Origin of the sequence: Vibrio sp. CUB2 (assembly GCF_001557945.1) — a bacterium.
In the GTDB taxonomy this organism is placed as follows: domain Bacteria; phylum Pseudomonadota; class Gammaproteobacteria; order Enterobacterales; family Vibrionaceae; genus Vibrio; species Vibrio owensii.
In genome coordinates, this window is the sequence record NZ_LNRB01000007.1 from 148,967 (window position 1) to 162,077 (window position 13,111).

General features: G+C 46.0%; 12 protein-coding genes and 1 riboswitch. Of the genes, 8 read left to right on the forward strand and 4 right to left on the reverse strand.

Annotated features, from left to right (window positions below):
- Window positions 1-21 precede the first annotated feature (21 nt).
- The 5 genes from ATB78_RS13345 (at window position 22) to dapD (ending at window position 4,823) form a co-directional block, all read left to right on the forward strand.
- The gene (locus ATB78_RS13345; protein ID WP_005427361.1) at window positions 22-939 is read left to right on the forward strand and encodes a LysR family transcriptional regulator; all 918 of its coding nucleotides are present in this window, start codon (window positions 22-24) and stop codon (window positions 937-939) included.
- A gap of 165 nt (window positions 940-1,104) precedes the next feature.
- A complete protein-coding gene (locus tag ATB78_RS13350) occupies window positions 1,105-1,404 on the forward strand; it encodes a YebG family protein (RefSeq protein ID WP_012128748.1) in 300 nt (99 codons plus the stop codon).
- A gap of 155 nt (window positions 1,405-1,559) precedes the next feature.
- A riboswitch (Fluoride riboswitch) is annotated at window positions 1,560-1,634 on the forward strand.
- Between the two features lie 132 nt (window positions 1,635-1,766).
- A complete protein-coding gene (locus ATB78_RS13355; protein WP_061008891.1) occupies window positions 1,767-2,459 on the forward strand; it encodes an iron-sulfur cluster assembly scaffold protein in 693 nt (230 codons plus the stop codon).
- A gap of 23 nt (window positions 2,460-2,482) precedes the next feature.
- Window positions 2,483-3,466, forward strand: coding sequence for a GGGtGRT protein (locus ATB78_RS13360; protein WP_061008892.1), 984 nt, complete (start codon window positions 2,483-2,485; stop codon window positions 3,464-3,466).
- Window positions 3,467-3,791: 325 nt separating this feature from the next.
- Window positions 3,792-4,823, forward strand: coding sequence for a 2,3,4,5-tetrahydropyridine-2,6-dicarboxylate N-succinyltransferase (gene dapD / locus ATB78_RS13365; protein WP_061008893.1), 1,032 nt, complete (start codon window positions 3,792-3,794; stop codon window positions 4,821-4,823).
- A 74-nt stretch (window positions 4,824-4,897) separates the two neighbouring features.
- Here dapD and ATB78_RS13370 read toward each other — a convergent pair whose 3' ends face one another.
- The 4 genes from ATB78_RS13370 to glpT all read right to left on the reverse strand — a co-directional run bounded on the left by ATB78_RS13370 (window position 4,898) and on the right by glpT (window position 8,774).
- The gene (locus tag ATB78_RS13370) at window positions 4,898-5,497 is read right to left on the reverse strand and encodes a hypothetical protein (RefSeq protein WP_216613169.1); all 600 of its coding nucleotides are present in this window, start codon (window positions 5,495-5,497) and stop codon (window positions 4,898-4,900) included.
- A 48-nt stretch (window positions 5,498-5,545) separates the two neighbouring features.
- Window positions 5,546-5,812 (reverse strand): YqaE/Pmp3 family membrane protein, encoded by a 267-nt coding sequence (locus ATB78_RS13375; protein WP_005436586.1) that lies wholly within the window; start codon window positions 5,810-5,812, stop codon window positions 5,546-5,548.
- A gap of 485 nt (window positions 5,813-6,297) precedes the next feature.
- Complete coding sequence (gene glpQ / locus ATB78_RS13380) at window positions 6,298-7,353, reverse strand: glycerophosphodiester phosphodiesterase (protein WP_061008895.1); 1,056 nt, start codon at window positions 7,351-7,353, stop codon at window positions 6,298-6,300.
- 53 nt (window positions 7,354-7,406) lie between these two features.
- Complete coding sequence (gene glpT / locus ATB78_RS13385) at window positions 7,407-8,774, reverse strand: glycerol-3-phosphate transporter (RefSeq protein ID WP_005436584.1); 1,368 nt, start codon at window positions 8,772-8,774, stop codon at window positions 7,407-7,409.
- Between the two features lie 872 nt (window positions 8,775-9,646).
- Here glpT and ATB78_RS13390 point away from each other — a divergent pair.
- The 3 genes from ATB78_RS13390 to ATB78_RS13400 all read left to right on the forward strand — a co-directional run bounded on the left by ATB78_RS13390 (window position 9,647) and on the right by ATB78_RS13400 (window position 13,059).
- Window positions 9,647-10,501, forward strand: a complete 855-nt coding sequence (locus tag ATB78_RS13390) for an MIP/aquaporin family protein (protein WP_061008896.1) — start codon at window positions 9,647-9,649, stop codon at window positions 10,499-10,501.
- Between the two features lie 58 nt (window positions 10,502-10,559).
- Window positions 10,560-12,077 (forward strand): glycerol kinase GlpK, encoded by a 1,518-nt coding sequence (gene glpK, locus ATB78_RS13395; RefSeq protein WP_005436582.1) that lies wholly within the window; start codon window positions 10,560-10,562, stop codon window positions 12,075-12,077.
- A 190-nt stretch (window positions 12,078-12,267) separates the two neighbouring features.
- Window positions 12,268-13,059, forward strand: coding sequence for a DeoR/GlpR family transcriptional regulator (locus ATB78_RS13400; protein WP_039840211.1), 792 nt, complete (start codon window positions 12,268-12,270; stop codon window positions 13,057-13,059).
- The last annotated feature ends 52 nt before the right edge of the window (window positions 13,060-13,111 follow it).

The window sequence follows — 13,111 nt, forward strand, 5'->3', positions numbered from 1 at the left end:
AGATAAACTTAACGGAATATCATGCCTAGTCATATCTCTCTTAAACAACTGAAAGTTTTTACTACGATCACTCAGCACAAAACGCTAACTGCGGCTTCTGAAAGCCTGTTTCTTTCTAAGGCGGCCGTGAGTATGGCGCTGTCTGAGTTGGAGAAACAAATTGGTCATCACCTATTTGACCGGGTGAACAACCGCTTAATTCTCAACCAAGAAGGACAAAAACTTTTGCCCCTCGCGGATGAACTCCTCAACCGAGCTCGGGATATTGAGAGTGTGTTCGATGGCGACCAAACCTTATCAGGACTGCTTCGCATCGGTGCCAGTGACACCATCGGCAACCAAGTTGCGCCTTACCTGTTAAGTGATTTTCGTGATGAAACCAATCACCAATCGCAAAGTTTGTTCATCTCTAACTCTGCCCAGATTTGTGACATGTTGATCGCGTACGAACTCGACATCGCGCTCATTGAGGGCAAGACCATACACCCAGAGTTAGAATCAACGCAATTCAGTGAAGACGAAATGTGTGTGATTTGTCCGCCGGACTACCCTAACTTCGATGAAGGACCTATCAGCCTAAACGAGCTCGAAGACACGGAATGGATTCTGCGTGAGGCGGGTTCTGGCTCTCGAGAGTTCTTTATGCGAGCCATCGCTCCGCGTCTAGAACACTGGCATGAGGCTTTTCAGCTCAATACAACAGAAGCGCTGATCAATTCGGTATCTGCCGGACTTGGCCTAGGTTGTTTATCACGCCTATCTGCTGAACCTGCAATTCGTGATGGTCGTGTGAAAATGCTCAACATGCCACTAGACATGAAGCGTCGCTTCTGGCTTTTGATCCACAAAGAGAAGTATCAAAACCCGCTCCTGCGTACATTCATTGAATTCTGCCAAGATTGGGAGCGGCCAGAGAACCCACATCTTAAAGATGGCTAGTTCGAGATGGGTCGTTCACGGGAGATAGTTCAAGGCAGATAGTTCAAATGCTGGTCAGTTAGTTGTACACGGCTCTCATTCTGAGGCTTGTCGCTAGACTTAATTGGTCAAAAACTGTATAAAAAGCCAGTATAGAATTTAACAAATTAACTTAGAGGACCAACCATGGCTGTAATCGTCAAGTACGTGGTAGAACGCAATGGAGAAGAGAAAATGACTTTTACCTCTAAAGCGGAAGCTGACGCATACGACAAAATGCTGGATATGGCGGACGAGTTATTCTCACTGCTAGGTAAGAGTGAACTTCTAGAAGACGAAGGTAAGCAAGAAGATCTTGCAATGTACCTTGCGCAAAACAAAGAAGAAGTGCTTTACGCTCTGGGTGCAAAACGTAAACCTGCACCAAAAAAAGCAAAGAAGCTTGAAGCTGTTGAAGAAGAAAGCGAGCAAGAAGACGCTGCATAAGCCTCTCATTTGTTTAGAAAAAACGTCGCATTATGCGGCGTTTTTTATGCGTTGTATTTATCGCCATATATCTCTGAGAATATAAAGAACCGATTTAATATCCCAAATTGCTCTAAATTTCATGTTGCAGATTAGTGTGACTTAGATCTAATCTAAATAGGCACGGTGATGGGGTACCACCGGAATCGAAAGATTCGAACCGCTTTAAAGCTAATGACTCCTACAGAAACGAAAACAGGTCAGCCCTGTTGGAAATGCTTTCGCCTATATTGTGAAAGCAAGAGTTCTGTAGTGAGCAATTCAACTCTTCTCCAACCCCGCTCCTGTTTTCTCAAAAAATAAAAATACACTGGGAAAACATTATGCAATATTCACACGAAATCCAATCAATGTGCCCGATTCAACGCGGCGATCTTCATGCATCTGCACCGATCCCTGTTGAAGGCGCAATGATCAACCCAAAAGACGTTATCGCGATTTCTGGTCTTAGCCACGGCGTTGGCGCTTGCGCTCCTCAACAAGGTGCAGCAAAACTGACTCTTAACGTCAAAAACGGCATCATCGAAGAAGCTTTGATCGAAACGATCGGCTGTTCAGGCATGACTCAATCAGCCGCGATGGCCGCAGAAATCCTAACTGGCAAAACCATTCTTGAAGCACTGAATACCGACTTGGTATGTGATGCTATTAACGTCGCGATGCGCGAAATCTTCCTTCAATTTGTTTACGGTCGTACTCAATCTGCTTTCTCTGAAGGCGGCTTGGAAATTGGTGCGGCACTGGAAGACCTTGGTCAAACTCAACGTAGCCAAGTGGGTACTAGTTACTCAACTAAAGCAAAAGGCGTGCGTTACATGGAGTTGGCTGAAGGCTACGTAACAAAACTCGCGCTAGACGAAAACAAAGAAGTGAGTGGTTACCAATATCTCAACCTCGGCAAGATGATGAAAGCCATCAACGAAGGCGTATCTGCTGCAGAAGCTGCAGACAAAGCAACGGGGACTTACGGTCGTTTTGACGAAACCGTAACTACCATCAACCCACGCCAACAATAATTGCCACCAAGAGGAAAGAGATTATGAACACTCCAATTACTGAATCTGTACGTCGCACATTAGACGAAATGCAACTTTCTTCTCTGGAAGAGGCTTACCAATACTGTATGGATCGTGGTATCGACCCTAAAGCGCTAGTGATGGACACTCAACCTATCGCGTTTGAAAGCGCTGCCGATGCCTATACACTGGGCACTGCTTTGGCGATTTTCCGCGGTGCAAAAACAGCAGAAGAAGCTGCAAACATCATCGGTGAAGGTCTTCAGGCGTGCACAAAACCAGGCAGCGTCGCAGAGCAACGCCAAGTGGGTATCGGTCACGGTGCATTGGCGGCTCGTCTATTGAATGAAGAAAGTGGCTGTTTCGCTTTCCTTGCGGGCCATGAGTCATTCGCAGCGGCAGAAGGCGCAATTAAAATCGCATTGAACGTGAACAAATCACGTAAAAATCCGTTGAAAGTTATCCTAAATGGTTTGGGTAAAGACGCCGCTTACCTAATCTCACGCATCAATGGTTTCACTTACGTACGCACTCAATACAACTACCAAACTGGTGAGTTAGTGGAAGTAGAACGTCGCCGTTTCTCCCAAGGTCCACGTGGTGAGATCCTTTGTTACGGTGCTGATGATGTGCGTGAAGGCGTAGCTATCATGTATAAAGAACAAGTGGATGTGAGCATCACAGGTAACTCAACCAACCCGACTCGCTTCCAACACCCTGTAGCAGGCATCTACAAAGCAGAACGTAACCGTGAAGGCATGCCTTACTTCTCTGTGGCATCAGGTGGTGGTACTGGTCGTACTCTACACCCAGATAATGTGGCGGCAGGTCCTGCATCCTACGGTATGACCGATACCATGGGTCGCATGCACGCCGATGCGCAATTCGCGGGTAGCTCTTCAGTACCAGCACACGTAGCGATGATGGGCTTCATCGGTATGGGCAACAATCCAATGGTAGGGGCAACGGTTGCACTTGCAGTAGAGGTCGGTGAGCTAAGCCTCTAAGTCGATTTATCGCTTTACTATCCAAAGCCAGTAAATCCCACAAACCCAGTGTAGGGGGAGTGACTTCGGTCCTCCCCTTATTTTTTTGCGATGCTCTCTTCTCCAACTTCATTGTGTCTCTGCCCAAAATCAGTCTGATAAGGCTTTTGCGACACATTTCTCATCAGACAAACATATCTATAAAAAGACAAAAGGTATCCATCTACGGACTTTCTCCATTTCCCCTCTTTAAACTCCCCAATACTCTCTTTATGATGACTGACAACTTAATTATTTCTTGTCAGTGAACAGACGAGACACAAGACTCAACACATGGAGATCAACTATGGCTTTCTTCTCTCTAGCCTTTGGTACGGCAACTAAAAACCGCGACGGCAAAATCATCGAAGCGTTTTTCCCAAACCCAGTTCTTAACCCAAGCGAAGCGCTTGTTAACGCACTAGCAGAAGTAGCAGGTTACGAGCAAGGCAACCAAGCTATCGAGATCTCTGCAGCACAAAGCGCAGAACTGGCAGCAGCATTTGAAGCAAACGGCGATGCGGCAAACGCATCTTTCGCAGCAAAAGCAGCAGAATCAGCACAACCACTTGTACTGGTTATTCTTGCAACTGACGAGCAGCCACAAAGCGTTGCTGAAGGTTTCCTAAAACTTCAACTTATCTCTAACCGCCTAGTTCAACCACACGGTACGGTACTAGACGGCATCTTCGGTCTACTACACAACATCGCATGGACTAACGAAGGTCCAATCGACCTACCTGAACTAGCAGAGCGTCAAATCGAAGCTCGCCTAGCGGGTCGTGCACTAAGCGTAGATTGCGTAGACAAGTTCCCTAAAATGGTGGACTACGTGGTACCAACTGGCGTTCGTATCGCTGACACTTCTCGTGTACGTCTTGGCGCACACGTTGGCGAAGGCACAACGGTAATGCATGAAGGCTTCATCAACTTCAACGCAGGTACAACTGGCGTGAGCATGGTTGAAGGTCGTATCTCTGCTGGCGTAGTGGTTGGTAACGGCTCTGACATCGGCGGCGGCGCATCTATCATGGGTACGCTATCTGGCGGCGGTAAAGTTGTGGTTTCTATCGGTGAAAACTCTCTACTAGGCGCGAACGCAGGTCTTGGCTTCCCAATGGGTGACCGTTGTACTATCGAATCAGGTCTATACGTAACTGCTGGTTCTAAAGTGCGCATGCTAGATTCTGCAGGCCAAGAGGTAGAAGTAGTGAAAGCACGTGATCTTGCTGGTGTTTCTGACCTACTGTTCCGTCGTAACTCTGTAACAGGTCAAATCGAGTGTCTTGCAAACAAGAGCGCGGTTGAACTGAACAGCGAACTGCATAAAAACAACTAATTCATTCGTGAATTAGCCCTACGAAAAATCCCCCAGCAGGAAACTGTTGGGGGATTTTTTATTAGCAGTCTTAACTAGCGCTTTATCGGGCGAATCCACATCGATAAATCAGGGCATTCGTACTGCAAGTGATCCATCAATTGTTTGGCTTCTGAGTAATGGAAATAAACATCACTGAACAAATAGTACGAACCATGAATGTGATGCTCATATAAAGGTACAGTTGCACACTGAGCAAATACCTTGTTCGGTGGCTTAACACCAGAGTAGAGCTGAACGACGTAAGCTTTAGAATTTGAGGTCGATGGTTGAGATGGCTTTGGCGGAGGCGCCGGTTTTGATTTCTTCTGGCCCGCTTTTTTCTCTAATAACGAACAGCTGGCAGCGTTGATATCAAAAGACATCACTTTCGATTTATCCGCAGCATCCAGAATATTGACGCGCTGAGCCTTCGCATCACCAAAACACTCTTTAGCCAAAGCGTAAGTCGCCAGTTCACTCAATACACAAGATGACGAATCGTAATAGATTTGCTGCACACCATTATTCAACTGCGCTTGCGGGGAGCATTTCACCATCTGACGAAACTCTGCCCCATCTAATATCCATAAATCGACCGCTTCTTGAATCGTGAGCTCTGCCTGTGCACCAGAAGCAAACCCAAAACAACTCAAAAGTAAGCACCAAGAGAAGTAAGGCTTGCTTATATTCGACGAAAACACTTACTCGTCCCCACCACCATCTTGATCAGACGATGCTGGCGCTTTTCGAGCATAGTTTGAGAACGTCTCAGGGCCATCTTTCTCTGCAGCCAATTTCTCGATTTTCTTATCCGTTTCGTAATTAACCAATGCATAGACAGACCAAATGGCCGCAGGCAACCAACCGATTAAAGTAATCTGCAATAGCAAACAGATCACGCCCGCCCAATAACGGCCAATAGTAAAAAATTGAAGCCAAGGAATTAGAATGGCAAGTACTAGTCTCATGTCATGTCCTATTAAGTCTTTTATTATTCATGATCGTATTGCGCACTGATGCTCGGCTTATCAACAAACGGATTGCCGTCGAGATCGCTTTGTTCAAAAGAAAAAAGCCGCCTAAGAATTTGGAGCTACGAACCGACATGTGAAGCAAGACTTAAGCGGCAAGCTGAAAGGGTAAACTAAGCCACTGGAACACAATCTTCTCCACAATGGCATTAGCAAAGGGCACCAATTTACAATACCGCTATATAGTAACCATGTCAGAGGGATGAATATTTAGCATCTATAAATCAAGAACAACGGGGATGCATACACAGCGGGAACAATGAAAGAGAAGTAAAGCGGTGTTTCTCGCGTTCTATACATATAAAAAATCCCCCAACAGGAGAGTCACTGTTGAGGGATAATGATTGCTCAATGAGAGCCTATTGTTACGACATGGCGTGTGACGTAATACTGAGCGTTTCAAACACTCTGTTTTTAGAACTTTACTTGTTCAAAAAGTTCACCGCTTTATCAGGGAAGTCAGTAAACAAACCATCCACTTTCACCTGATTGTAGAAGATATCCATCATGCCATCGAAGCTATCCGTGTACGCAGGAATACGCCCTGGATCCGCTCGGAAAGTATAAGGGTGTACTTGCAAGCCCGCGTCTTTTGCTGCTTTCATCAAAGGTTTGATGATGATGTTATCCTTGGTTGATTTGTCATCCACCAACATTGGCTTCCAAGGACCGATCCCTTCCGCATATTCCGCGACCTTCTTCATACCATTGGCTTCAAACATCCAGTCATAACTGTATGGTGTTGCCTTGTCGCCTTTGTACTCCATGGTCTCGTTCCAGTCGGTGTAAGCCATGAGCTGAACGAGCTTTAAATCTATGTCCATTGCAGGCATGAGCTCACTGTTGATGCGTTGAAGTTCATTTGCATCAAAACACTGAAGGTATACTTTGTCTTCTTGCGAATCGTAACCGTACTGTTTTAAAACGTTAAGCACCGCTTTTGAGATGTCTTTGCCTTCATGACGATGGAACCACGGCGCTTTGATTTCTGGGTAAATACCGATGTCATAACCCAGCGTTTTGTTTAAGCCTTGGATCAGCTCAATTTCTTCGGCAAAAGTAGGTACGGTGAAGTCCGATTTCCACATTGGGAATCGTGTCGGATAACCAGCAACCTTGTTCCCTTTCTCGTCGATGTTAAAGCCTTCAGTGACTCGCAATGATTTGATTTCTGCCAACGTGAAATCAATCGCGTAGTAACGGCCATCTTTACGAGCACGATCCGGGAATCGCTCAGCTACATCGGTCACGCGATCGAGGTAATGATCGTGCAATACGACGAGTTGATCGTCTTTGGTCATCACCACATCTTGCTCGATGTAATCTGGTTTCATCGCGTACGCTAACGCTTTTGCTTCTAAAGTATGTTCTGGTAGATAACCCGATGCGCCACGGTGCGCGATAACAAGCGGTTGTGCAATTGCTCCAGCTGAGATGCTCAGAGCGAGAACCGTCATGCAAACTGACGTTGTTTTCATTGTTCTTTCCTTAGCTTATTGAAGGGGCAGTATTCCACCGCCCCTTTAATGTTTTATGACGCCAATGCCTCTTTCTCACGCGCTTTTTGTTCATGGTGAGCGCGCTCGCCAAGAAATGCGTAAGTTAGACAAACGATAGACGTAATACATGAACCGATTAGGATGATAAAGCCGCCATCCCAGCCGAAGTGGTCTACCGTGTAGCCGAGAATCGCGTTTGCCGCTACCGCACCGCCCAAGTAACCAAATAAGCCAGTTAGTCCTGCAGCCGTACCCGCCGCTTTCTTAGGAGCAAGCTCTAGTGCATACAGACCAATCAACATTACCGGACCGTAAATCAAGAAGCCGATTGCAACCAGTGCCATCATATCGACTGCTGGGTTACCTGCTGGGTTGAACCAGTAAACAAGCACAGCTACGGTGACTAACGCCATAAATAGAATACCAGCAGGAGCACGACGACCTTTGAACAGTTTGTCTGAAATCCAACCACACAATAGCGTACCTGGGATACCCGCCCACTCGTATAGGAAGTAAGCCCAAGAAGATTTATCAACCGAGAAATCCTTCGCTTCTTTTAGGTATACCGGCGCCCAGTCCAACACACCGTAGCGGATCAGGTAAACAAACGCGTTCGCAATCGCGATTGACCACAACAACTTATTAGAAAAGACATACTTGAAGAAAATTTCCTTCGCCGTCATTTCTTTTTCGTGTGACTTGTCGTAATCGTCAGGGTAATCGTCTTTGTACTCTTCAATTGGCGGAAGACCACAAGACTGCGGTGTATCTCTTACGGTGAACCAAATAAAGACAGCAACGAGCGTGGCAAAAAATGCAGGAACATAGAAAGCGGTGCGCCAATCGTCGTTAAATGCCCAAAGACCAAGAATAAATAGTGGACCAATCAAACCACCACCTACGTTATGCGCCACGTTCCAAACCGATACGATCTCGCCACGTTCTTTGCGCGACCACCAGTGAACCATGGTTCGGCCACAGGCAGGCCACCCCATACCTTGGAACCAACCGTTTAGGAACAATAGAATAAACATCGCGGTAATGCTGCCCGTAGCCCAAGGCATAAAGCCGAAGCAAAACATCACAAGTGCAGACATTAATAGACCGCCACTTAAGAAGTAACGAGGGTTAGAGCGGTCAGAAACACTGCCCATTAAGAATTTTGATAAACCGTAGGCAATAGAAACGGCAGCTAAAGCAACACCTAGGTCACCACGGCTAAAACCTTGTTCAATAAGGTAAGGCATCGCCAAGCTAAAGTTTTTACGAACTAGGTAGTAGCCGGCATAGCCGACAAAGATGCCGATGAAGAGTTGCCAACGTAAGCGGGAATAAGTGCTGTCGATCTTATCGGACGATAAGCGATCGATGTGCGCCTTAGGTTTGAATATTCCAAACATAGGAACCTCATTAATATTGTGAGCGATGGTAGGGAGTATTAAATCGCGAACGAGCAAAAAGGAGTTTCGTTCAAAAGTGAGTGCATTCTATGAGATTCGATTTTTATTTCTGTGACAAATGTTGCATAAGAATTAAATTTCAGTAAATACAGAAAATTAGAGGCTTTTAGTTAGACTGTGCTTCCACTTTCCCCAGATTTCGTTACTGTTCACATACAACATAAAATGCGCAAACGAACAAAACCATCGCAATATTAAGCGAATCAAGCGCTCAAATGACCACAGATTCAAGACAAAAATTTATGTTTGAGCAACTTAGGCGCTCTAAAGTGGGTTCTACCACCCCAAATCAGTCACGTTGCAACAATGTCATTGTGTTAACAATTGAATGCGACAACGACGCCCCTCTTTTAGCGCTCGTGAACAATCACTTTCAAAACAAAACAGGACACGACATCAGCAGATCAGCGTCTTATTTCACTCCTACTTCGGGCTGATAAGAACCTACCGAATGAATATCAGCAATCCCTTATCCTTATTAGTGTTAGCTAGCTCTTTAGGGTTAGTTTTCGACCAATATTCTGAGCAATTTACCACCATTCACGAAGCAGCTTCACAAAACTCCTCTTACCAGTTTGTGCATTGATTTTCACATCGGTAGTTTTAGGCCGACAAATCGAAGTTGAAGCTTCTGAATCGTTTTGTCGAGTTTCCTTTTTGAGCAAAAGATGCGTCAATTAACAAAAACGAAGAGTTTGATTAACAAATTTATGCTCAAACGCTCATTCTTAACGCTCGTTTGTTTTCGAAAACGTTTATATATGCACAATAGAACCGTGCTAGATAAGCATAAATATTAAAGGACTCTTAACATGACAACGAACAAACACCCCTCACTGCTCGGAGAATGTTTGGCCGAGTTTATCGGTACAGGATTACTTATCTTTTTTGGCGTAGGCTGTGTTGCTGCACTTGTGTTGACCGGAGCTCAATTTGGTCAATGGGAAATCAGTATTGTATGGGGCTTTGGCGTCGCCATCGCTATTTACTGTACTGCGGGCGTATCCGGTGCACACATCAACCCTGCCGTAACTATCGCGCTGGCGATGTTCCATGGATTTGATAAGGCAAAAGTAGTGCCTTATATCATTGCGCAAATGCTCGGTGCATTTTGCTCTGCCGCTTTGGTTTACAGCTTGTACAGTAACCTGTTTACGGATTACGAAATCGCACACAACTTCGTTCGTAGCAGCCAAGATGCATTAGCGACGGCAGGCATTTTCTCGACTTACCCACATGCTTCTCTCTCTTTCTTTGGCGCTTTTGCTGTGGAATTCGTGATTACTGCAGTGCTAATGTTTGCCATTCTTGCTCTTGGTGACGAGAACAACGGCGCACCTCGCGGCGCGATGAACCCATTACTTATCGGTATCCTCATTGCGGTTATCGGTGGTTCTTTAGGCCCACTGACTGGCTTTGCGATGAACCCTGCTCGTGACTTCGGCCCTAAACTGTTTGCTTACTTTGCAGGCTGGGATTACGCACTGACTGGTGCTCGTGAGATCCCATACTTTATTGTTCCAATTCTTGCTCCTATCGCAGGTGCTTGCTTCGGTGGTTGGTTGTACCCGAAAGCGATTGCTGCATATCTGCCACAACAAGGTCATGGCTGTACTATCCCTAATCAGTGCGAGACCGAAGAAGAAACAGAACAAGCTCAAGCTTAAAACCAACTCATTCGAACATTTACTAAAATATAAATAACGAAACAAAAGGATTCTTACCATGACTGAGCAAAAATACATTGTTGCCCTAGACCAAGGCACGACAAGCTCTCGTGCTGTCATTCTGGATCATGACGCGAATATCGTAAGCGTCGCTCAGCGAGAATTTACTCAGATTTATCCAGAGGCTGGTTGGGTTGAACATGACCCAATGGAAATCTGGGCAACTCAAAGCTCTACTTTGGTTGAAGCACTTGCAAAAACCGGTATCCGTAGCGACCAACTTGTTGGTATCGGTATTACCAACCAACGTGAAACCACAATTGTATGGAACAAGGAAACAGGCAAGCCGGTTTACAACGCGATCGTGTGGCAATGTCGCCGTACTGCCGATATTTGTGAAGAATTAAAAGCGCGCGGACTAGAAGATTACGTTCGCGACAATACAGGTCTGGTTCTAGACCCTTACTTCTCAGGTACAAAAGTGAAGTGGATTCTAGATAACGTTGAAGGCGCACGCGAAGATGCTGAAGCAGGCAAACTGCTGTTCGGTACTGTTGACACTTGGCTGGTTTGGAAGATGACTCAAGGCCGCGTTCACGTAACAGATTACACTAACGCATCTCGTACCATGCTGTTCAACATCAATGACCTATGCTGGGATCAGAAAATGCTGGATGAGATGGGCATTCCAGCGTCGATGATGCCTGAAGTCAAACGCTCATCAGAAATCTACGGCCAAACCAACATTGGTGGTAAAGGCGGTACTCGTATTCCAATCGCGGGTATTGCAGGTGACCAACAAGCCGCGCTTTACGGTCAGATGTGTGTAGAAGCTGGTCAAGCGAAGAACACCTACGGCACAGGTTGTTTCTTGTTGATGAATACGGGTCAAGAGAAGGTAACATCGAAAAATGGTCTGTTGACCACGCTAGCATGCGGTCCAAAAGGTGAGCCAGCTTACGCCCTTGAGGGTGCGGTATTCATGGGTGGCGCTTCAATTCAATGGCTACGTGATGAAATGAAGATTCTGGCTGGCGCTGAAGATTCAGAATACTTTGCGACCAAAGTGGATACTTCAAATGGTGTTTACGTGGTTCCTGCGTTTACTGGCCTTGGCGCACCATATTGGGATGCTTACGCTCGCGGTACGATTGTCGGTCTAACTCGTGGCGTAAACTCTAACCACATTATCCGTGCAACTTTGGAAGGCATCGCTTACCAAACTCGTGATGTGCTAGATGCAATGCAAGCAGACTCGGGCATCAAACTCGCGAACCTTCGCGTAGATGGCGGCGCAGTGGCGAACAACTTCCTGATGCAGTTCCAATCTGATGTTCTTAATACCGAAGTTCACCGTCCTCAAGTGACCGAAGTGACCGCTTTGGGTGCAGCCTACCTAGCTGGTCTAGCGGTTGGTTTCTGGGATAGCATTGATGAACTGCAAGACAAAGCAGTGCTCGATCGCACATTCGAACCACACGATGATGAAGAAAAACGTAACCGTCGTTACAAAGGTTGGAAGCGCGCAGTTAAGTGTGCTCAAACCTGGTCTGAGCTTCACGACGAAGACGATTAATTTCTGATAAACGATTAGTTTCCCCCTGATTAATCGTAAAGAGCGCCGAGTTGGCGCTCTTTTTTTGCGTTCGATCGCCGATTCCACACTCCCACAGCTTCTCACAATGCGCTAATTCGAGCACAATAGAGCAAGTTTCTATTTTCGATTTTGAAGCATTGGCGATTACCAGTGCACAAGGGAGTGCTAAGTGAAGCAAATACCAAGACACCAACAGATTGTTGAGTTGGTGAAAAAACAAGGCTATGTCAGCACGGATGAGCTGGTAGAAAAATTTAATGTTAGTCCTCAAACTATTCGCCGCGACCTAAATGACCTCGCAGATGAAAACAAAATTCGTCGCTACCACGGTGGTGCGACCATTCCTCTCAGTTCAGAGAACACCTCATACAACACGCGTAAAGCGCTTAACTTCAATGAAAAAGATGTCATTGCGGAAGAACTCGTAAAACACATTCCAGATGGCGCAACCTTGTTTATTGATATTGGTACCACCCCAGAAGCCGTCGCTCGAGCGCTCAATAAAAACCACAAACAGCTTCGTGTGGTGACCAACAACATTAATGTTGCCACCATTCTTTTACCGAACCCGGAAATCAAAGTGATTTTGGCGGGCGGTGAAGTTCGCAACCGAGATGGCGGCATTGTCGGTGAAGCGACACTCGATTTCGTCAAACAATTCCGCCTCGACTTCGGTATTTTAGGCATCAGTGGTATCGATTTTGATGGCTCACTACTGGACTTTGATTACCACGAAGTTCGCGTTAAACAGGCGATTATCGATAACAGCCGCAGCGTTTTCCTTGCGGTTGACCATTCGAAGTTTGGTCGTAATGCGATGGTGAAACTGGGCAATATCGCGCAATTGAACATGGTATTTACCAACAAACAACCACCAGAAGAGATTCTCGCTATTCTAAAAGAAGCAGCCGTTCCGCTCGAAGTGGTTGATACACAAATGGAAAGAACCATAACCGAATAGCGTTTACACGCACTATTTACGCGCATAAATGACCTCTGTCTTAATTAGGCAG

Excerpts from the sequence above, each read along its gene's own strand:
- ATB78_RS13345 (WP_005427361.1), top strand. The coding sequence starts at position 22 with ATGCCTAGTCATATCTCTCTTAAACAACTGAAAGTTTTTACTACGATC.
- ATB78_RS13350 (WP_012128748.1), top strand. The coding sequence starts at position 1,105 with ATGGCTGTAATCGTCAAGTACGTGGTAGAACGCAATGGAGAAGAGAAA.
- ATB78_RS13355 (WP_061008891.1), top strand. The coding sequence starts at position 1,767 with ATGCAATATTCACACGAAATCCAATCAATGTGCCCGATTCAACGCGGC.
- ATB78_RS13360 (WP_061008892.1), top strand. The coding sequence starts at position 2,483 with ATGAACACTCCAATTACTGAATCTGTACGTCGCACATTAGACGAAATG.
- dapD (WP_061008893.1), top strand. The coding sequence starts at position 3,792 with ATGGCTTTCTTCTCTCTAGCCTTTGGTACGGCAACTAAAAACCGCGAC.
- ATB78_RS13375 (WP_005436586.1), bottom strand. The coding sequence starts at position 5,812 with ATGAGACTAGTACTTGCCATTCTAATTCCTTGGCTTCAATTTTTTACT.
- glpQ (WP_061008895.1), bottom strand. The coding sequence starts at position 7,353 with ATGAAAACAACGTCAGTTTGCATGACGGTTCTCGCTCTGAGCATCTCA.
- glpT (WP_005436584.1), bottom strand. The coding sequence starts at position 8,774 with ATGTTTGGAATATTCAAACCTAAGGCGCACATCGATCGCTTATCGTCC.
- ATB78_RS13390 (WP_061008896.1), top strand. The coding sequence starts at position 9,647 with ATGACAACGAACAAACACCCCTCACTGCTCGGAGAATGTTTGGCCGAG.
- glpK (WP_005436582.1), top strand. The coding sequence starts at position 10,560 with ATGACTGAGCAAAAATACATTGTTGCCCTAGACCAAGGCACGACAAGC.